The 18738-nt window shown below is 44.4% G+C and carries 18 protein-coding genes and 1 riboswitch; of the genes, 7 read left to right on the forward strand and 11 right to left on the reverse strand.

From position 1 onward, the window contains the following. Positions 1-294: 294 nt before the first annotated feature. Positions 295-879, forward strand: coding sequence for a hypothetical protein (locus tag VK080_RS01455; RefSeq protein WP_324223031.1), 585 nt, complete (start codon positions 295-297; stop codon positions 877-879). A gap of 214 nt (positions 880-1093) precedes the next feature. On the opposite strand, the gene VK080_RS01460 is transcribed toward VK080_RS01455, so the two are convergent. After that, a complete protein-coding gene (locus VK080_RS01460; protein ID WP_324223032.1) occupies positions 1094-2047 on the reverse strand; it encodes a DUF4349 domain-containing protein in 954 nt (317 codons plus the stop codon). A gap of 281 nt (positions 2048-2328) precedes the next feature. Here VK080_RS01460 and VK080_RS01465 point away from each other — a divergent pair, with 281 nt between their 5' ends. Beyond that, the gene (locus VK080_RS01465; RefSeq protein ID WP_324223033.1) at positions 2329-2505 is read left to right on the forward strand and encodes a hypothetical protein; all 177 of its coding nucleotides are present in this window, start codon (positions 2329-2331) and stop codon (positions 2503-2505) included. Positions 2506-2793: 288 nt separating this feature from the next. Here the strand turns inward: VK080_RS01465 and VK080_RS01470 are convergent, their stop codons facing one another. Together VK080_RS01470 and VK080_RS01475 are read right to left on the reverse strand one after the other, a co-directional pair. Beyond that, a complete protein-coding gene (locus tag VK080_RS01470) occupies positions 2794-4065 on the reverse strand; it encodes a Glu/Leu/Phe/Val dehydrogenase (protein WP_324223034.1) in 1272 nt (423 codons plus the stop codon). Positions 4066-4283: 218 nt separating this feature from the next. Next, positions 4284-5480: an ornithine--oxo-acid transaminase gene (locus tag VK080_RS01475; protein WP_324223035.1), complete on the reverse strand. Its 1197-nt coding sequence runs from the start codon at positions 5478-5480 to the stop codon at positions 4284-4286. 210 nt (positions 5481-5690) lie between these two features. On the opposite strand from VK080_RS01475, the gene VK080_RS01480 reads away from it, so the two are divergent. Continuing rightward, on the forward strand, positions 5691-7097 hold the full coding sequence (locus VK080_RS01480) for a sigma-54 interaction domain-containing protein (protein WP_324223036.1): 1407 nt from the start codon (positions 5691-5693) through the stop codon (positions 7095-7097). 264 nt (positions 7098-7361) lie between these two features. Here VK080_RS01480 and VK080_RS01485 read toward each other — a convergent pair whose 3' ends face one another. Further along, a complete protein-coding gene (locus VK080_RS01485; protein WP_324223037.1) occupies positions 7362-8279 on the reverse strand; it encodes a haloacid dehalogenase-like hydrolase in 918 nt (305 codons plus the stop codon). A 474-nt stretch (positions 8280-8753) separates the two neighbouring features. Here VK080_RS01485 and VK080_RS01490 point away from each other — a divergent pair, with 474 nt between their 5' ends. Beyond that, positions 8754-9455, forward strand: coding sequence for an NAD-dependent protein deacylase (locus VK080_RS01490; protein WP_324223038.1), 702 nt, complete (start codon positions 8754-8756; stop codon positions 9453-9455). Between the two features lie 489 nt (positions 9456-9944). Here VK080_RS01490 and VK080_RS01495 read toward each other — a convergent pair whose 3' ends face one another. After that, positions 9945-11111 carry a lactate 2-monooxygenase gene (locus tag VK080_RS01495; protein ID WP_324223039.1) on the reverse strand — a complete coding sequence of 389 codons (1167 nt, stop codon included), beginning with the start codon at positions 11109-11111 and terminating at the stop codon, positions 9945-9947. A 252-nt stretch (positions 11112-11363) separates the two neighbouring features. Here VK080_RS01495 and VK080_RS01500 point away from each other — a divergent pair, with 252 nt between their 5' ends. Continuing rightward, entirely contained in the window at positions 11364-11558 is a 195-nt protein-coding gene (locus VK080_RS01500; RefSeq protein WP_324223040.1) for an aspartyl-phosphate phosphatase Spo0E family protein, read from the forward strand. Positions 11559-11606: 48 nt separating this feature from the next. On the opposite strand, the gene VK080_RS01505 is transcribed toward VK080_RS01500, so the two are convergent. The 3 genes from VK080_RS01505 to VK080_RS01515 all read right to left on the reverse strand — a co-directional run bounded on the left by VK080_RS01505 (position 11607) and on the right by VK080_RS01515 (position 13262). Then, a complete protein-coding gene (locus VK080_RS01505; protein ID WP_324223041.1) occupies positions 11607-11870 on the reverse strand; it encodes a hypothetical protein in 264 nt (87 codons plus the stop codon). A gap of 90 nt (positions 11871-11960) precedes the next feature. Continuing rightward, a complete protein-coding gene (locus VK080_RS01510) occupies positions 11961-12878 on the reverse strand; it encodes a DMT family transporter (RefSeq protein WP_324223042.1) in 918 nt (305 codons plus the stop codon). Between the two features lie 198 nt (positions 12879-13076). Then, on the reverse strand, positions 13077-13262 hold the full coding sequence (locus VK080_RS01515) for a hypothetical protein (protein WP_324223043.1): 186 nt from the start codon (positions 13260-13262) through the stop codon (positions 13077-13079). A gap of 487 nt (positions 13263-13749) precedes the next feature. Further along, a riboswitch (SAM riboswitch) is annotated at positions 13750-13850 on the forward strand. Between the two features lie 99 nt (positions 13851-13949). On the opposite strand from VK080_RS01515, the gene VK080_RS01520 reads away from it, so the two are divergent. Both VK080_RS01520 and VK080_RS01525 read left to right on the forward strand, forming a co-directional pair. Further along, on the forward strand, positions 13950-14690 hold the full coding sequence (locus VK080_RS01520; RefSeq protein WP_324223044.1) for a cyclase family protein: 741 nt from the start codon (positions 13950-13952) through the stop codon (positions 14688-14690). A 40-nt stretch (positions 14691-14730) separates the two neighbouring features. Further along, complete coding sequence (locus VK080_RS01525) at positions 14731-15837, forward strand: 5-methyltetrahydropteroyltriglutamate--homocysteine S-methyltransferase (RefSeq protein WP_324223045.1); 1107 nt, start codon at positions 14731-14733, stop codon at positions 15835-15837. A gap of 70 nt (positions 15838-15907) precedes the next feature. Here VK080_RS01525 and VK080_RS01530 read toward each other — a convergent pair whose 3' ends face one another. From VK080_RS01530 to VK080_RS01540, 3 genes are all read right to left on the reverse strand, one after another. Beyond that, a complete protein-coding gene (locus VK080_RS01530) occupies positions 15908-16786 on the reverse strand; it encodes a cytochrome c oxidase assembly protein (protein WP_324223046.1) in 879 nt (292 codons plus the stop codon). Between the two features lie 225 nt (positions 16787-17011). Next, on the reverse strand, positions 17012-18394 hold the full coding sequence (locus VK080_RS01535; RefSeq protein WP_324223047.1) for an FAD-binding oxidoreductase: 1383 nt from the start codon (positions 18392-18394) through the stop codon (positions 17012-17014). 29 nt (positions 18395-18423) lie between these two features. After that, positions 18424-18738 (reverse strand): VOC family protein (locus tag VK080_RS01540; RefSeq protein WP_324223048.1); only part of this gene is annotated, 315 nt, incomplete at its 5' end.

Consider the following 18738-nt stretch of genomic DNA (forward strand, 5'->3'; position numbering starts at 1 on the left):
GGTAACGAGGAACTTATCATCTAGTACATATCGTTAGATGGAGCGTGGAGTGCGGGGAAAACCTGCATGCTCCATGTGGAGCAGGGGAAAAGCTGGAGATAACCTCAAAGGCTTACCTATTGCTAACCATTCCGGAATAAGTTTTGGCGCCTATTCCATTCATAAGAGGCATATAACGAAATAAACCTTCTTAAATTAAAGGCATTTCTTGATAAAATATAAATTCTGAATATTGTTATAAAAATGAAACCAATTAAAGTATTAATTCGTATATTATTATTGGAGGTGATCGAAATGAAGCAAGTTAAAACAGCTTATCGAATTGTTATTCCTTTTTTGATTCTTGGAGTTTTTTTATTTGCTGTAGGTTGCTCATCAAACAACGATGGCTCAGGATCTAATCCTAATTCACCACAAGATGAGAACTTAAGTACTTTAGAAGCTGTTTTAGAAAATACTTTCACAGGACCAAATCAAGAATTAAATAGACTGTCAAATGACCCAGAAAATCTCACTGTTATTGGAAAGAATAGCGAAACAAAAAATCCGGAATCACCAAATGAACTGGTTTTGTATTTAGAGGAAATGTACCAGCCCCATTTTACTGAAGAGACGTACAATGAATACGTTGGAGAATATGTTTTTAGCTACCAAGCAAAAGAAAACGATGAAATGAAAGTTGACAACATTGATATAAAGCAAAAAGAATCAAATGAAATCATTTATGACTTTACTGCAAATGTAGAGTATCAGGCAGAAGGCAACGAAGCACAAGTTTACGAATTAAAAGGTCAAGCTAATTTTTCGGAGGAAGGAAAAATCAAAGAATTCAAACTTTATTCTGATGATGGTTTATCAAAAGCGCTTATCGAAATTTAGCCCTTTCTTCAATTATAGGGCGCGATTGTGGAAAAGAAAAATAAATTATAACGCTTTAAAAACGCTCAGAATATGTCTGAGCGTTTTTGTTTGCTATTTAAATTGTTAATTTGCAGGTGAAAATGAAACCAATTAGTGCGTTTTTCCCCTCGCTAATAGCATTTTTCTCTCCTGGAACTGAACCCCTTAATCTGCACGTGGGGGTATTTTTAATTCAGTTTTCCTGTTGATCCTTTTTCCGCTTTTTGATGATCCAAAAAATGGCTAAACCGACCATGCCCAATAGAATCAAAATCGGAAAGTTACCAATGATAAAGACGAATAAGCCCGAAAATGCAGACAGGATAAAATTAATGCTTTTCATGAACTGCTGTTTTGTTTTTTCCCATGTATTTAATTCTTCCTCACTTGATATGGACATGTTATTTTCCTCAATTTGGATGGTGACTGTCGCCAGATCAACCTTATTTTCCAAATAATTCATTCGACCTGTTATTTCTTCAATCTCTTGCTGGACTTTTCCCAGATCTTCCGAAATTTCCAGCAGATCCTCTGTTTTTTCCGCCTCCTCCATAAAGGACTGCAGCCTTTTCTCCACGACACGTTTTGATTCCAGACGTGACTCCAGATCGACGTATTCCTCCGTCACATCCTGGCCTGAGACCGAACTTTCCAAAACGTCACTGCTGCCGTCTTCCACTGCCTGAATAAAATCCCGGAATTCCTCCTGAGGGACCCTGGCGGTGATCATTCCGCGTGTCGACCTATCTTCAGAGCCTTCATGCATATTCGATTCCACAACATAACCGCCCCGCTCCGATACCTCTGATTGAATATCATCCACTGATTTCTGATAGTCCTTCACTTCAATACGCAGATTGGCGGTATAAATGATTTTCCGGTCTGATTGCGTGCTTTCATCTGCTTGTGATGCCGTATTATCTTCGTTTGAACTGGATTCCTGCTGGTCAGTTGATGCGCTCTCCTGCCCATTATTTGCGCTCTCTGTACCATTAACATTTCTGCTGCTTTCCGTCGCAAATTCTGCCGCACCCGAATCAGCCTGATCAGCGGTAGACTGACTTTCCTCCGAATCATTATTGCTGCAAGCTGCCACCAGCACACCGATACTCACCAATATTAACATGAGTAACCCTTTTTTCATCATGACTCTCACCTTCCTCCTTATCCCATCTAACGGTCAGTAACCCGCCAAAAAACGGAAGCTAACTGACTATAAATGCCTGATTCGGCTCGGGCCTGCACGATGCAGGTCACAAATATGTTGCAACACGATGTTGCGAACTTAGCCTTTGTTCCTCATTCTTCAACGGGGAAGCCGCTTTATAATACAGACGATATTCAAGGAACAAAGGTTACACATTTAATCGAATGAGTCGGGAAATCCTGGTAACACTATACATGTGATTTAAATGGAGGTGCTTTACAGTGGCTAAAGAATACCGTGAATACAGAACAGGTCAAGGCGTGCCGGCAGCAGGGACGTATATTTGCCAATCCGGTGCAAAAGCGGAACTGAGTGAAAACGATCATTTTCCGGTTTGCCCTGTCAGCAATGAGGAAACATATTGGAAGCATGATATGAGTAGGCGTAGGGATACTTAAAATCGGAAAACGCCAGATACAAAACCAGAAATGCCAGAGCTTGCCTCAGACTGCCAGATGTCATCAATGCACTGGCAATGGGAGCGATTACTTCTGCTTGTTCCGATCAAATGGCATTTTCCTTACTATCATCTTTCAAACCCGAGCTTTTGCGATAGTGATTGGTAAACATCACCGCTCCGCACATAACTTGGATCACATGTCCGATAAACCAAGTATATCACAAGCGCCCAACCATGTTTTCCAGTCGAACATGATTGGGCGCTGATTATCCGTCATTAAACTTTTTCAAACCCAACCTCTAAAACGGGATGCTTCTGCCATTCTCCGGATTCCGACAATATAAGCTGCCAGACGCATATCGACCCGGTGCTGTTCAGATGCGTCATAAACTTTCTTGAATGCATTCACAAGATTATCCTTTAATTTCCCGGCAATTTCTTCGGCACTCCAGTAATAGCCCATGTTATTCTGTACCCACTCAAAATAAGAGACGGTTACCCCGCCGGCACTGGCAAGGACGTCCGGAACAAGTAGAATACCGCGCTTGGACAGAATCTTTGTTGCTTCAAGTGTTGTCGGCCCATTGGCAGCTTCGACAATAATGGATGCCTGAATATCTTTGGCATTCTCTTCCGTAATTTGGTTGGCAACTGCCGCTGGGATGAGAATATCACAGTCTTTGGCCAACAGTTCCTTATTTGAAATGGTGTTTTCAAACAGATTTGTCACGGTACCAAAGCTGTCCCGCTTTTCCAGCAGGTAATCAATGTCAAGCCCATCCTCATCATAAATGGCACCATAAGCATCCGAAATGCCGACCACTTTAGCCCCTTCATCATGCATGAACTTGGACAAATAGCTTCCAGCATTGCCAAATCCCTGGACGATCACTCTTGCACCTGTCAGGTCCATGCCTCGTTTCTTTGCTGCTTCCTCAACACAGATTGTAACGCCTCTGGCTGTCGCGGTGTCCCTTCCGTGTGATCCGCCTAAAACAATCGGCTTGCCCGTAATAAACCCGGGCGAATCAAATTCACTGATCTTGCTGTACTCGTCAACCATCCAGGCCATGATTTGCGAGTTCGTGAACACATCCGGTGCCGGGATATCTTTGGTTGGTCCGACAATTTGACTGATCGCACGGACATATCCTCGGCTAATCCCTTCCAATTCCCTGAAGGACATCTCCCGCGGGTCACAAATAACGCCGCCTTTACCGCCGCCATATGGAATATCAACGATGCCGCTTTTAAGGCTCATCCACATTGACAGAGCTTTCACTTCATTTTCATTCACTTCCGGATGAAAGCGGACACCGCCTTTTATCGGACCGACAGCATCATTATGCTGCGAACGATAGCCTGTGAACATTTTGACCGTTCCATCATCCATACGGACAGGAAAATTTACGGTCAGCGTGCGCATCGGCTCTTTCAAAAGTTGATAGACTTCATCAGGATAGCCCAAACTTTCAAGCGCTTCTTTGATGATAACCTGTGTGGACTCAAACAAATCAAGGGATTCTGCTGTTTGTTCCTTTTCTGCTGTATTAACCATTTTTTCACGATTCACTTCCTTAAATTATAATGACGCTCCATCCCGCATGTAATGGTCAGTAACCCACCAAAAAACGGCGGCTAACTGACCCTAAATGTCCGATTCGGTTCGGGCCTGCACGACGCAGGTTACAAAGGCGTTGCAACACGACGTTGCGATTTTAGCCTTTGTTCCTTTTTATCAGTGGAGAAAGGCGCTCCACTGAATGAAGTTTCACTTTATTTGGACAATACCTCAAAGATTTTTTCAATTGCCCAGTCAAGATCTTCCTGACTGATAATAAGCGGTGGTGCAAACCGGATAACATTTTCATGTGTCTCCTTGCAGAGCAAGCCTTTTTCTTTCAGCTGTTCACAGTAGCTTCTGGCCGGTTCATGCAATTCAACACCGACAAATAGGCCTTTACCACGCACTTCTTTAATAACCGGGTTATTAATTTCTTTCAGTTTTTCCTGGAAGTAATTACCGAGTTTAAGTGACCGGTCAGCTAAATTCTCCTCTTCAATCACATCAATGGCTGCGATAGATACAGCACATGCCAAGGGGTTTCCGCCGAATGTCGAGCCATGTGAGCCGGGATTGAAAACGCCCAGTACATCTTTATCGGCAGCGACACAGGAAATCGGCATGACACCGCCGCCAAGTGCTTTTCCTAAAATATACATATCAGGTTTCACGTCTTCCCAGTCACAGGCAAACATTTTACCGGACCGACCAAGGCCAGCCTGAATTTCATCAGCAATATACAAGACGTTGTTTTCCCGGCATACGTCATATGCTTCTTTCAGGAACCCTTCCGGCGGGATGTTAATGCCGGCTTCACCTTGGATCGGTTCAAACAAAAATGCAGCTGTGTTTGGTGTGATAGCTTCCTTGAGTGCTTCGACATCGCCATAAGGGATAACTTTCAGCCCCGGCAGCATCGGTCCGTACCCGCGTTTGTTATCAGGGTCGGATGACAGTGATACCGCAGTCATTGTGCGTCCGTGGAAATTGTCTTCGCATGCGATAATTTCCGCCTTATCTTCAGCAATGCCTTTTTTGTCATAGCCCCAACGGCGTGCTGCTTTAATAGCCGTTTCAACTGCTTCGGCGCCTGAGTTCATCGGCAGGACCATATCTTTACCTGTCAGCTTGGATACTTTTTCATAAAACGGTCCGAGCTGATCGTTATGAAACGCACGCGATGTCAAGGTTACGCGTTCTGCCTGTTCTCTAAGCGCTTCCATAACTTTCGGATGACGATGCCCCTGATTGAGCGCGGAATAGGAACTTAACATGTCCATGTATTGATTGCCTTCAGGATCTTTCACCCACACGCCTTCTGCTTCCGAAATAACGACCGGGAGCGGTTTATAGTTTTGGGCACCATATTGTTCTGTCTGCTTAATAATATCTTTTGTATTTGTACGCATCACAAACCTCCTAAAATAATCTTTCATTAATAGTATAGCAAATTCTATGCCATTTTTCTTTTTGCTGGCTTGGCACGCATTTAAGACATTTGCTTCCTGCTGATTGTGCAAATTTATTTTGCATATGCTGCCATCTCGATCGATTTTGTGCCAAATATTTTTGCATATTAGTTGCTTTTCTATTAAACTGGTCATGAAGGTGATCACATAATGAGCTATCAAAATGACATTCAAACACCCATCAACATGAATGAACTTTATAAACAATTGCTTGATGCAGTTGATGTGGGTATTCATGCCATCAACAAGAACGGTGAAACCATCATTTACAACAAAAAAATGACGGAAATTGAATCGATGGGCAGAAAGGAAGTTCTCGATAAGAATCTTCTGGATGTTTTCGATTTTGGAAAAAGCCAAAGCAGTACACTTGTCCAGGCACTGACGACCGGCAAAACAACAAAAAATGCCAAGCAGACCTATTTTAATAATAATGGCAAAGAAATCACGACCATCAACAATTCCTTCCCCATCATAGAAAATGGGGAAATTATCGGGGCTGTGGAAATCGCTAAAGATGTCACACAGCTGGAGCACGTCATTAAAGAAAATGTCCTGAATAAACGGAATACCAATTTTACATTTGATAAAATCATCGGGAAAAGCATCCCGATGCAAACCGTTATTGACGATGCCAAACGCGCGACACGGACATCCTCATCAGTTATGATTGCCGGCGAAACCGGAACCGGAAAAGAACTGTTCGCCCAGAGCATCCACAACGGCAGCAAACGGTCAAGCGCCCCGTTTGTTTCCCAAAACTGTGCAGCGATTCCGGATAATTTGATGGAAAGCCTGCTGTTCGGGACCAAAAAAGGTGCGTTTACTGGCGCTGTCGACAGACCCGGCCTTTTTGAACAGGCTGATGGCGGTACATTGCTGCTGGACGAGATTAACTCGCTTGAGCCTTCATTGCAGGCCAAGCTGCTGCGCGTCATCCAGGAAAAATCCATCCGGCGCATCGGAGATATGAAAGACAAAAAAGTGGATGTCCGTATTATCACAACGATCAACGAAGACCCGGTCGATGCAATTGCAGACGGACAACTGCGAAAAGACCTGTTCTACCGCCTGAGTGTCGTATCACTGTTTGTCCCGCCGCTTCGTGAGCGCAGGGAGGACATCGAACTCTTGACTCAGCATTTTATCGACAAATATAACGCGCTATTCGATATGGACGTTAAAGGCATCAGCACACAGGTCAAACAGCTTTTCCGGGATCATGACTGGCAAGGGAATGTACGTGAACTGGAGCACACGATCGAAGGTGCGATGAATCTGATCCTTGATGAGGATACCATTACCGTCGACAGCCTACCCGGCAAATTCCGGAAGAAACATCGCCACAATTCGGACGTACTGTCGCTGGGGAGCCTGTTGAATCTGAGTAATGAAAATTCTGAAGAGCGGCCGCTAAAAGATAAAATGGCCGAAGTTGAAAAGTTTTACATTCAGCAGGCACTCGCCGAACATGATCACAACATTTCACATACTGCAAAAAAACTTGGCATCAGCAGACAAAGCCTGCAGTATCGGATGCGGAATTTTGGGCTTTAGTGGTTGGGAATCGCTGTAGTCGTATGAAGGCGCAACAGTCCGTTGTGAATGTGCTATCGTTTTACTTCAATTCGCTGTGGTCTACATGAGCTTTAATGCGGACTTTCGAAAGCAGCCGGTCAAATGCCAAACACCAATTTGCATTAAAACTATCGAAAAAACGCCGGATTCCGGTTCATAAACGCCAGATTTCAAAGTAAATTCGCAAATAATCCCCCGGATCCGGCCAAAACGCAACTGTTCCTTAAAGTGGCTGCGTTTTTGCTAACGGTTTATCGACGCGGCCATCCGTGCATACGTGTGCCGTTTCCCGCGAATGGCGATCGAATAGTCCATAATATTTTCCGGTACAGCAATCCCATGCGCACCGGCATCGCCGATATGATGAATATCTGCCCCAGCCATTTTATTTTTCAAGGCCATTTGCTGAATCGTTTCTTTTGCCGCCCCTTCCTGGCTTGTACCGATCGCAGTTAACGCCAGTGCACCTTGTTCATGAACGGACTGAACGAGCTGTTTTGTCTTTTCAAGTGTCGTCCCTGGAACACTGCCGACTGCCGGCAGAAGAACTACGTCAGCCCCCGCCTGTGCGAATTCCGTCACCACATCCTGGCTTACAATTCCGCTGCCGGCTTCATTTCTGACACCGGCTCCATGCATTTTCCCGGCAATAATCATGACCTCATCCTGGAAAATGTCTTTTGCCACTTTGATTGATTTTAAAATAGCTGTATTTGTGACCCCTGTTTTCGGATTGCCGGTTAAGCAGACAAAGTCAACGCCCAGCTCTTTAGCTTTTTCCAAGGATTCGGGGATTCCGGTACGCCCTTTTGGCAGTTTTTCCAGCGTTTCTGCTTGATCTGCATCGGGATCGACCGGTTCCAAATTGATCCCGACAGGACGGCCAATCAATTTTTTCAGTTCTTTAATGACATACAGTGGATTTCCTACAGTCAAGCCTTGAATGTTTGGCTGATCAACGTCAAAGAAGTTCAGCAAAATCATATCCGCCCCGAAAGCAGCTGCATATTCCGCATTCGTCAATCCAGGATAGAGCGGTGTTGTTGCACAAACAACCTCCGATAACATCACCCTGCCTTCCGATGCTTCAACCGCTTGCCTTAACTGGATTCCATTCATTTCGGCAAAGTCGGATGCCGTACAATTCAATAATCGCTTCATCTGTCATACCATCCCTTCTGAAAATTAGTACCTCTTCTATTATTACAATCGAACCGAAACTTTAAAAGGGGGCATAGGAAAAATATTTTTATCTGATGCCCCCAAAACGTGATTTGTTTCGATTATACATATGAATGAAAGTTTCAGCGAGAATGCTGCAAAGAAAACATACTGTGATGCACTATGACGGAAACAGAAAAACACAAGAGTTTGGATCAAAAACGCCAAACAATCAGGACAAAACGCCAGGGATTGCTCTAAAAACACCAAACGTATCAATGAAAGCGCCGGATTTTTAAAACTGGGGCATCGCTAAGGCTTTGTGGATTCATCCTTTCATATGATTTTACGCTTCGAATTTCTATCATACCGGACCAATTATGATCACCTTAGAACGGGAATCATTTAATTGTGACAGTAGGCAACACGTGATACATTTTCTATAGGGGATCAAGAATGGGAGGGTTAACGTTCATGAAAACATGGCTAAACGAATCGAATCACACTGTCGTGTTTACCGGTGCTGGCATGTCAACGGAAAGTGGCCTGCCTGATTTCCGTTCGGCCAATCAGGGGCTGTGGAATCAAAAGGACCCAAGCAAAATCGCCAGTACGGATGCATTGAACAACAATGTTGAGGTATTTATTGAGTTTTACCGAACTCGGGTGCTCAGCGTAAAGGATTATAAACCGCATGAAGGCCATCACATTTTAGCGGATTGGGAAAAGCAGGGGCTTGTCCATTCGATCATTACGCAAAATGTGGATGGGTTTCATCAGGAAGCAGGCAGTCAAAACGTTGCCGAACTGCATGGCACTTTAACAAAATTGCACTGCCAGTCGTGCGGGAGAGAATATAACAGTGAAGAATATGTCAATCAGGAATATTACTGTGTATGCGGCGGGATTTTACGGCCTTCCATCACACTGTTCGGTGAGACGCTGCCACAGGATGCTTTTCAATTTGCGCTGTCCGAAGCAGAAAAAGCTGACTTGTTTATCGTGCTGGGCTCGTCACTGAGTGTCTCACCAGCCAACCAATTCCCGCTGATTGCCAAGGATAATGGCGCCCGGCTTGTGATTGTCAACCGGGATCCTACTGAGCTTGATGCCTATGCCGATAAAATTATTCACGGACGGGAAATCGGTGAAGTGCTTAAGGAATGGAACAGCTGACATAAGCGAAACTTCGATCATAGGGTGGATTTTTCCCGCTGAGTGGATCCCAGCAAAATCAAGCGGGGCAGTTTGCCGACCTTAGTTTGGTGGATTACTGCCCTTGACATGCGGGATAATGCGAAAGGTCAATTAATAGTTCTTACTGCTATTTGCGGAATAGAAAAGCGGCTCAGAAAGAAGCACTCTTTCGGACAAAACGCCCGACTATAGGGAATGAAACGTCAGTGAGAACCTCTCTCCGATGAAACACACGACTAAAGGGCGTCAAACGTCAGTGAGAACCCCTCTCTCCGACGAAACGCCCAACGAAATGGGGTGAAACGTCAGAGAGAAGCACTCTCTCTGACAAAACACCCAGCGATAGAGAACGAAACGTCAGAGAGAAGACCCTATTGGATAAAATTTTTCCGATTGTCGTAAAAGTGACTGCAGCAAATTTAAGCCTGACTCAGCCTGGCGAGCCTTTTCTATACCCTGCGTCATGCGTTACATTGTTTTCCGAAGCATGGACCGGTCAATTTCCGCCACTGACTTTTTCCCGGCAAGTGCCATCGTCAAATCCATATCGGCAAGCAGGTTTGTCAACACTTCCTGGACGCCTTTCCCGCCGGCAACTGCCAGGCCATACATACAGGGCCGGCCGACAAGCACGGCTGTTGCCCCCAGTGCGATCGCCTTCAACACATCTGACCCACGTCGGATTCCACTATCCATCATTACTGGCATTTTTTCCTGAACTGTATCCACAATCTGCGGGAGTGCTTCAAGTGCGCTTATGGATCCATCCACCTGTCGTCCCCCATGATTCGATACGATGATGCCATCAATACCATGCTCCATTGCCAATTTCGCATCATCTGGATGTAAAACGCCTTTCAGCAAAATCGGCAAATTAGTATGCTCCCTTAAAAAAGTAATATCGTCCCAAGTCAGCCTTGGATTTCCGAATATTTGCGTCCATTGCATAATCGCTGACGTCGGGTCTTCTTCAGGTGGCTTTTCAAGTTTTGAGCGGAATGCAGGATCTGTTAAATAGTTACCCAAGCCTTCCCCGAGCAAAAACGGCAGATAAACATTTTTCAAATCATATTCCCGCCAGGCAAGCATCGGCGTGTCCAATGTCACGACGATTGCAGAGTAGCCGGATTTCTCTGCTCGCTGAAGGAAACTTACTGTCACATCAGGATCTTTGCTCCAGTACAATTGGAACCATCTTGGTGCATCACCCATTTTCTCTGCGATTTTTTCCATCGGGACCGTTGATGCTGAACTGACGGTAAACGGAATACCCATCTCAGCACACGCTCTAGCAGAACCGAGATCCCCTTCTTCATGAATAATCGACTGTACCCCGATTGGCGCATGTAGAATCGGGTAATTGTAAGTCTTACCAAACAATTCTACAGTCAAATCACGGTCTTCCACATTTCGGAGCATACGCGGCATGATGTTCCACTGATCAAAAGCGTTCAAGTTAGCTTCCATCGTTTTTCCACCGCCTGCCCCGCCGGCAATATAATAATACGGTCCATCTTCCAGTACATCACGCGCCTTCTTTTCCCACTCTTCATATACAACGGGAAGCCTGTTCGGATCAGGATGTTGCATTGTCTGGTAGACCTGAAACTGCACCTGGTTGCCAAAATTAGACATGAATCAAATTCCCCCTTTAAATAATATGGTTTCATTATATTAAAAATTATCTGTTATTTGAAATATTCGCTATCAACGGTTATAAAAAATTTTCCGACCCGGGAAATCTATGTCACATTATATAATGTTTTGACTTTTTTTGTTGAATCTATTGCATTTTTTATGAAAACTAGCCATAATACCTTTCGTGTGCTTTTATATGACAAAAGGGCTCATACTTTTTACATATTTTTGAAAGGAAGAATGGTTACAATGCAGGGTAGTATCAAACCGGAACAAACCCGGGAAAATTTGAAAGCTGCCATTTCAATTAAAAGGCGGGAGATGATTGAATTGGGTATGAAATATGGCTTAACGGACAAAAGGACCATCAGATGCAGTCAACAGCTTGATAGTCTTTTAAATCTATATAAATATAAAAAAAATAATTATGTCCTTACTGGCTGACATGGAAGTTATCGCTAGGGCTGATTACCTATCATTATGAATGTACATTTAATGGTACCATGACTTGACTGCTTCAAGGTCATTTAAAAATTGGCCCACTTCTTCCTGACTTAAACGGACAAGTATTTGATCATATAATGTCAGAACCTGGCCATCAGATTCATGTTTGTTTTTATGCAAATAACTGGCCAGGGCGTTTATTTGATTTTCGTTAAGTGTCGACTCTGTGGTAAGATGTTTCACTTTTTGGAGCACAAACTCGTTTGTGGCCCGATCAAATTCACCGGAGATAATCTCGCCATCCAACTGCATCGTGTCACTCCTATGACTTTCATGATTGTGGTTTTAGTTTATCCCAAATGCATGGATCCATTAAGACGAATCGCTCGTTTTTACCAGAATTCATTCTGCGGTTTTCCGAAAGCGTGTTTTAGCTGATTCATTGTTCTTTCTTGTTGTTAACATGACTCCGAATATGACCGTCAATGCACCGGCCATTTTCATGATGGTGATCGTTTCATCCAGCCAAAGATATGCGCCGATCATCGTGACAATCGGAAGGAAGTTTAAAAAGACCGAAGCTTGTGATGCGCCCAGAGCCTCGACGCCACGATTATAAAGGACAAGCGCAATAAACGATGGGAAAATACCAAGATAAACCAGTCCAGTTATGTTCGCTGGCGCCGTTAGCTCCATTGGCACCCCCGCTATTGCCCACTCAACAATGACAATTGGCAGCAGCACGACAATGGAAATCCCACTCATAACAAACAGTGCCCCGAATTGCGGGAACAAGTGTATATATTTTTTTACCAAGATGGAATAGACCGCCCATGACCCAATGGCACCGATCATAATCCCGTCACCAATATTCCAGTCCATATTGGCAATCGAAAAAATATCCCCATCCAGCACGACCCAAACAGCGCCAATCAGGGATACAAACACACCGGCCAATTGCACATTTCGCAGCCGCTCTTTTAAAAGGATGGCACTCAGCACAACGGTCGCGACAGGAATGACCGTTTCCAGCACCGACACATTCGTGGACGTTGTAAACTGCAGCGCACCATAAATGAACGTGTTGAAAAACGTAATGCCTGTCAACGTCATCATCATAAACGGCTTTTTATATTCCAAAAATTTATGACGATACGCCCAGCCGCTGCGGAGACCAAAAGGCAGCATAATCATAAAAGCAACCACCAAACGGAAAAATGCAATCGTAAATGGCGGCAGCTCATTAATGGCCTTTCCGGTCAGAATATTCCCCGCATAAAAAATCACGACAAATACCATCATGATATAAGCGTAGATCATGAAATCCCCCTTTTTAGAACAGTACCCCCCTACGAAATACCCATTTCGAGCAGATTTGTACCTTTGAATAACCATGTTCCGATTACTGGAATTCTTTCCAATTAACGCGCTCGGAGTCAACCGTTAATCCAACCATTGTGTAATCATCGCCTTTGTCTATCAGTCCAGCCAGTATCGTCATTATCAGGTGTCCAGTTTTCACCTTTCCGCTTGCGGATTTTTCAGCAGCCTAACGAGCCGAATGAGACTGCTCACACCAATAACAGCGCCAAGCACCATATAAAATATTTGAAAATCGTTCATCGCATATGATAAGACGATTGCAATTGCTGCCAGTAATACGAATATATGAAATCCGATTTCAAATTTCGTGTAACTGTTCAATCCAAGTCCTCCCTTTTTGGTTAAAAGCCTATTTATTACAAAGGGCACGGGATTAGATTTTTTATGAATCCATAAACCTGTCCAGCTAACCGGAAAACCTACATGCTATTTTAGCATACATTCATATGCGGTAAATTTAATGGACGGATGTATACGTTGCTTTAGTGGCTTATATGTCCATAATACGGTTGATATATTATTTTTCGGTTGATATCTTGAGAATTCGGGTGATAAATTTTTTATTTGGTTGATATATTCAAAATTCGGTCGATATATTTCTCATTTGGTTGATATATTTCAGATTCGGTCGATATTTCTAAAATTCGGGTGATAAAATTTCCATTTGGTTGATATTCTTTGTATTTGGTTGAAATCTTCAGATGATTATCCAAGAGCATGAGTATTCAACAGATTCCCAAAAAACTTCTTGACATTCCAAAATATCAGGTGTAATCTAAGTGTTAATATCATAACTGAATTAAAAACATTCTTATCCAGAGAGGTGGAGGGACTGGCCCTTTGAAGCCTCAGCATCGGTCTGTGACTGTGCTAATTCCAGAAAGCGTTATTCGCGCTTAAAGATAAGAAGAGTGAGTGAATATGGATTCAAGCCTCTTCTTATATGAAGGGGCTTTTGTATTTCTCGCGCCCGTTTTTGGTTCAGTAGATCTATAGGGAGGTCATAATATGAGCAACAAACTTATTGAAGCAGTCAATTTGCTGAAGGAAAAAGAATGGGTTGACCTGACACATGCATTCGGACCGGATTCACCCCATTTTTCGGCGTTTGATTCGGCAGAGTTTAAAACACTTTTTGATCATGATGATGGTTTTTTTGCCCAGCAATTTACATTTCCAGGACAGTATGGCACACATATCGATGCGCCGATTCATTTTGTACCAGGGGATAAGCGATATGTGCATGAGCTGGCATTGCAGGAATTAGTGCTCCCGCTCGTGGTTATTGACAAGTCAAAAGAAGCTGCTGAAAATCCGGATTTCACACTTTATCCGGATGATATTCTGGCATTTGAGAAAGAACATGGCGAAATTGAAGCAGGGTCGTTTGTTGCGCTAAGAACCGATTGGAGCAAACGCTGGCCGGATCAGGAAGCATTTGACAATAAAGACGAGGAAGACAACAGTCATGCACCCGGCTGGTCTGTAGACGCATTGCAATTTTTATTCGAACAGCGCAACATCAAAGCGATTGGCCATGAAACGTTTGATACTGATTCGGCCGTTGATTTCCAGAAAAACGGTGCGCTCGTTGCCGAATATTTTGTCCTTGACCAGGATACATTTCAAGTGGAAGTCATGACAAATCTCGATAAAGTACCAGCAAAAGGTGCTGTGATTTTCAATATCGTGCCAAAAGCAAAAGGAGCCTCCGGATTTCCGGTACGATCCTTTGCCATTTTGCCCTAAAGAGGTTGTTCAAAAAACTTTACAGAAAGAAGGAATAAACATGGCCAAAGTAACGACAAAAGCACCTTTCCGTGCAGATCATGTCGGCAGCCTGCTGCGCCCTGACCGTCTGCACGAAGCAAGAAGCAAATTTAAAGAAGGTGATATTTCCAGTGAACAACTACGTAAGGTCGAAAATGAAGAAATCAAACACATTGTTGACAAGCAAATTGAAGCTGGTCTGCAGTCTGTAACTGATGGTGAATTCCGCCGCACATTTTTCCATCTTGATTTCATGGAGCATTTAAATGGATTTGAAGGATATGTCCCTGAACACGGTTATGCGTTCAAGGGTGAGGAATCGGAAAAACGCAATGTTCGGAATACCGGCAGCATTTCCTTTAACCAGGATCACCCGTTTTTGCGGGATGTCAAATACCTGATTGACATTGTTGACTCAAGGGCGGATGTGAAATTTGCCATTCCAAGTCCGAATATGTTCTTTAACGATGGCATCCGCAACCCCGACATTTATCCGGATCTGGAGAAGTATGCGGAAGATATAATCAAAACGTATCAGGATACGGTACAAGCCTTTTACGATGCGGGTCTGCGCTATCTGCAGTTTGATGATGTTTATATTGCCGGCTTGGGCTCTGACAATGTGCCCTGGAATGAAGACCCGGGTGAAGCGCGTGATAATCGGATTGACCTCGCAGTCCGCGTCCTGAACGAAAGCCTGGCGAAAAAACCGGATGATTTAACAGTGACGGTTCACTTATGTCGCGGCAATTACCGCTCGACATGGGCGTTTGAGGGCGGTTATGACCGGATTGCGCCGAAGCTGTTCGCAAAAGGTAATGTGGACGGATTTTTCCTCGAGTATGATGATGAACGTTCCGGCGGTTTCAACCCACTTAAATACATTCCGGAAAATGGACCGCGTGTTGTGCTTGGCGTCGTGACATCGAAGTCGGGCGAGCTGGAAGATAAAAATGAAGTCATTGAGCGAATTAAACGAGCATCTGACATTGTACCGCTTGATCAGCTCTGTTTGAGTCCGCAATGCGGCTTTGCTTCCACCCATCACGGCAATGAACTGACCGAAGAACAGCAATGGGCTAAACTGAAATTTATCGTGAACGTGGCGAAAGAAGTTTGGGGCTAACAGATAGCCAAGCGCCAGAATGAAATAAACAGCTTGCAGTAATTAATGCTGCGAGCTGTTTTTATATATTCTATCGTTTTCTTCCTCGTTTCCGTTTGTTGTGTTCGTTCAATTTGATGACAATACCCTGAACAACACGTGTATCCTCGTCAACCTCGCCTTCTCTTTCCTCTTCGGCTAATCCCCACATTTTCAGAAGATAAAACAAGGCCACTGAATAGCTTCCCAGCTGCAGGAACTTCAGCACACCACCCGCAAGCTGCTGGTCGTAAACGGCGGTCAATGCAGGGAAAAAATCGCCTGCAGCCGACGCATAAGCGGCATAGAGTGGATCCTGTACGACAAGCAGGAAAATACCAATCGGCATTAGGAACAGCGCCATAAAGAATACATAAATCACCCGAATCAGATAACTGTTGTCGGCCACTTCATCCGACGGCTGGATAATGACCCACCACGTCAGAAAAGCGAACGCAACCAGCAGCACCTCATATAGAAACTGCAGCAGCGAACTCCCGTGAATCACATTGAAAACTTGAGGCATGAGAAATGCAGTGACAAGTCCGTTAAAGATAACTGCCAATGGCCACGGGTGCCTAAACAGAAACATGGCCACTTTTGACCATTTGTGGTGCCAGAAAAAGACTTTCAGATACTGCTTCGGTAAACTTAGGATAAAGAACGGTACCACCACAAAGGTCATGACGGACAACTGAAATATAAGTGCGCTGACCAAATAATTGTCGGCAATCACCGCTAACGGCGATCCTTCCACAAGATAGAATAAAATGACTGCAGTGAAAAAGTACCGCTTCTGTGTGCTTGTCACGTTGTAATGAGGTGATTTGATGATGAAATTGACATACCAATAACAAAGAAGGACTGCTGCTATCAGCGTAACGGGGCCGACAAACTCATACCATGCATGATTGGATAGCAAAGAACTCATTCTGAATCACCACCATTCTGCCGCCAGTGGGCTACTATGCCTTTTAGTTTACCAAATTATGCAGAAAATAGATACAGGTGGCTATTTAAACTGCATTATTCAGACGTAACTGTATGAAATCGAACTACCATTCTTGCCTGTTTACCGGTGCAATTTGACGTGTATCAGTATATTCAGGTCGTGTATCAGTGGAAACCTTGGCACTGCCAAGGTTTCCCGCTTTGATCACTCTATAATTTTTCCAGGATTCAGAAGACCCTCAGGATCGAGCGCCCGCTTGATTTTGCGCATAACATCAAGCGCATGGCCGTGTTCGCGTTCCTGATACTTCTGCTTGCCTGTGCCGACGCCATGTTCACCGGTACAGGTGCCGCCGCGCTCAAGTGCATAGCCGACAATCTGCTCGTTCAGTTTATTGGCTCTTTCAATATCATCCGGATTTTCGGGATCAAGCATCAACAGAATATGATAATTCCCATCACCGACGTGGCCAACGATACCACCGGGCAGCCCGGATTCACCAATTGCCTTCCTTGCGTCTTTCACCGCACCGGCCAGTTCGGAAATCGGCACACAAACATCGGTGACCATCTGTTTTCTGCCCGGATGGTTGTGAATGAATGCATATGCTGCGTTGTGACGTGCTTCCCACAGCTTATTGCGGCCGGCAGTTTCGGTTTCAAATTCAATTTTCCGGCAGTTCATATCACTCACAATATCTTCCATAAACGCGATATCTTGCTTTAATCCAGCTTCATTGCCATGAAGCTCCAAAAACAACGTCGGTACTTCACGATAGTCGGTTTCACTGTATAAATTCATCTGTTTAATGGCTTCTTCATCCACCAGTTCAACGCGGGCAATCGGAACCCCGCCCTGCATAATCGCGATAACGGCATCGACTGCATCATCAACACTGTCAAACTCTGCTCTTGCCGCCATTATATGCTCAGGAATCCCGATGACCTTCAATGTCAGCTCGGTAAAACAGCCCAGGGTCCCTTCAGATCCGATAAAAAGTCCGTTCAAATTGTAACCGGATGACGATTTTGCTGCCATACTGCCGGTATGTATGATGGTACCATCTGCCAAAACAACCTCCATATCACGCACATTGTCCCGCATGATGCCATATTTGACCGACGTTGTTCCACTGGCATTGGTCGCCGCCATGCCGCCCAATGTCGCATCTGCACCGGGATCAACCGTGAAAAACAAGCCGTACTTTTTCAATTCTTTTTCCAGCTGTGACCGGGTTACGCCCGGCTGCACCCTGACAAGAAAATCATCTTCCCGCACTTCCAACACCTTATTCATGTTGGTAAAATCAATCACAATCCCGCCCTGCCGCGGAATAACATTGGCTTCAAGGCTGGACCCGTACCCATAAGGCACAACAGGTACACTGTATTCATTCGCCAGCTTAACCGTCTCACTTACCTCATCGGCATTTTCCGGAAACACGACAATATCCGGTAAATGCGGTGTGTGATAGGATTCATCCGAACTGTGCTGCTCTAAAATGGTTTCATTGGTTGTTACACGATCTTTTGCCAAAACTTCCTGTAATTCCGCCACCAGTTTCGTATTTGTTTGTGTCCCCTCCATTAAAATCTCCCCCTTTACAGCAGCCTACACTACCTTGCCTGTGAAATCTGAATCAAGTTTCCGCACGTATCATCGAAAATCGCAAATGTCACCGGACCTGCTTCAGTCGGCGTCACTGAAAATTCCACACCATGTTTTTTCAGACGCTCATATTCAGCCTGAATGTCATCCACGACAAACGATGTGATCGGAATCCCCTGCTCATAAATCTTCTTTTGATACGTTTTAGCTGCATCATTATCATTCGGCTCCAGAAGCAATTCCACGCCATCCGGCTCTTCCGGTGACACAACGGTCAACCATTTGAAGTCCCCTGCCGGCATATCCATTTTTTTCTGAAACCC

It is taken from the genome of Lentibacillus sp. (assembly GCF_035301925.1).
Taxonomy (GTDB): domain Bacteria; phylum Bacillota; class Bacilli; order Bacillales; family Amphibacillaceae; genus Lentibacillus.

Coding starts and splice junctions, on each gene's coding strand:
- VK080_RS01525 (WP_324223045.1), top strand. CDS start 14,731: ATGGCCAAAGTAACGACAAAAGCACCTTTCCGTGCAGATCATGTCGGC.
- VK080_RS01495 (WP_324223039.1), bottom strand. CDS start 11,111: ATGTCTAATTTTGGCAACCAGGTGCAGTTTCAGGTCTACCAGACAATG.
- VK080_RS01530 (WP_324223046.1), bottom strand. CDS start 16,786: ATGAGTTCTTTGCTATCCAATCATGCATGGTATGAGTTTGTCGGCCCC.
- VK080_RS01520 (WP_324223044.1), top strand. CDS start 13,950: ATGAGCAACAAACTTATTGAAGCAGTCAATTTGCTGAAGGAAAAAGAA.
- VK080_RS01500 (WP_324223040.1), top strand. CDS start 11,364: ATGCAGGGTAGTATCAAACCGGAACAAACCCGGGAAAATTTGAAAGCT.
- VK080_RS01510 (WP_324223042.1), bottom strand. CDS start 12,878: ATGATCTACGCTTATATCATGATGGTATTTGTCGTGATTTTTTATGCG.
- VK080_RS01475 (WP_324223035.1), bottom strand. CDS start 5,480: ATGCGTACAAATACAAAAGATATTATTAAGCAGACAGAACAATATGGT.
- VK080_RS01535 (WP_324223047.1), bottom strand. CDS start 18,394: ATGGAGGGGACACAAACAAATACGAAACTGGTGGCGGAATTACAGGAA.
- VK080_RS01505 (WP_324223041.1), bottom strand. CDS start 11,870: ATGCAGTTGGATGGCGAGATTATCTCCGGTGAATTTGATCGGGCCACA.
- VK080_RS01460 (WP_324223032.1), bottom strand. CDS start 2,047: ATGATGAAAAAAGGGTTACTCATGTTAATATTGGTGAGTATCGGTGTG.
- VK080_RS01470 (WP_324223034.1), bottom strand. CDS start 4,065: ATGGTTAATACAGCAGAAAAGGAACAAACAGCAGAATCCCTTGATTTG.
- VK080_RS01480 (WP_324223036.1), top strand. CDS start 5,691: ATGAGCTATCAAAATGACATTCAAACACCCATCAACATGAATGAACTT.
- VK080_RS01485 (WP_324223037.1), bottom strand. CDS start 8,279: ATGAAGCGATTATTGAATTGTACGGCATCCGACTTTGCCGAAATGAAT.
- VK080_RS01455 (WP_324223031.1), top strand. CDS start 295: ATGAAGCAAGTTAAAACAGCTTATCGAATTGTTATTCCTTTTTTGATT.
- VK080_RS01490 (WP_324223038.1), top strand. CDS start 8,754: ATGAAAACATGGCTAAACGAATCGAATCACACTGTCGTGTTTACCGGT.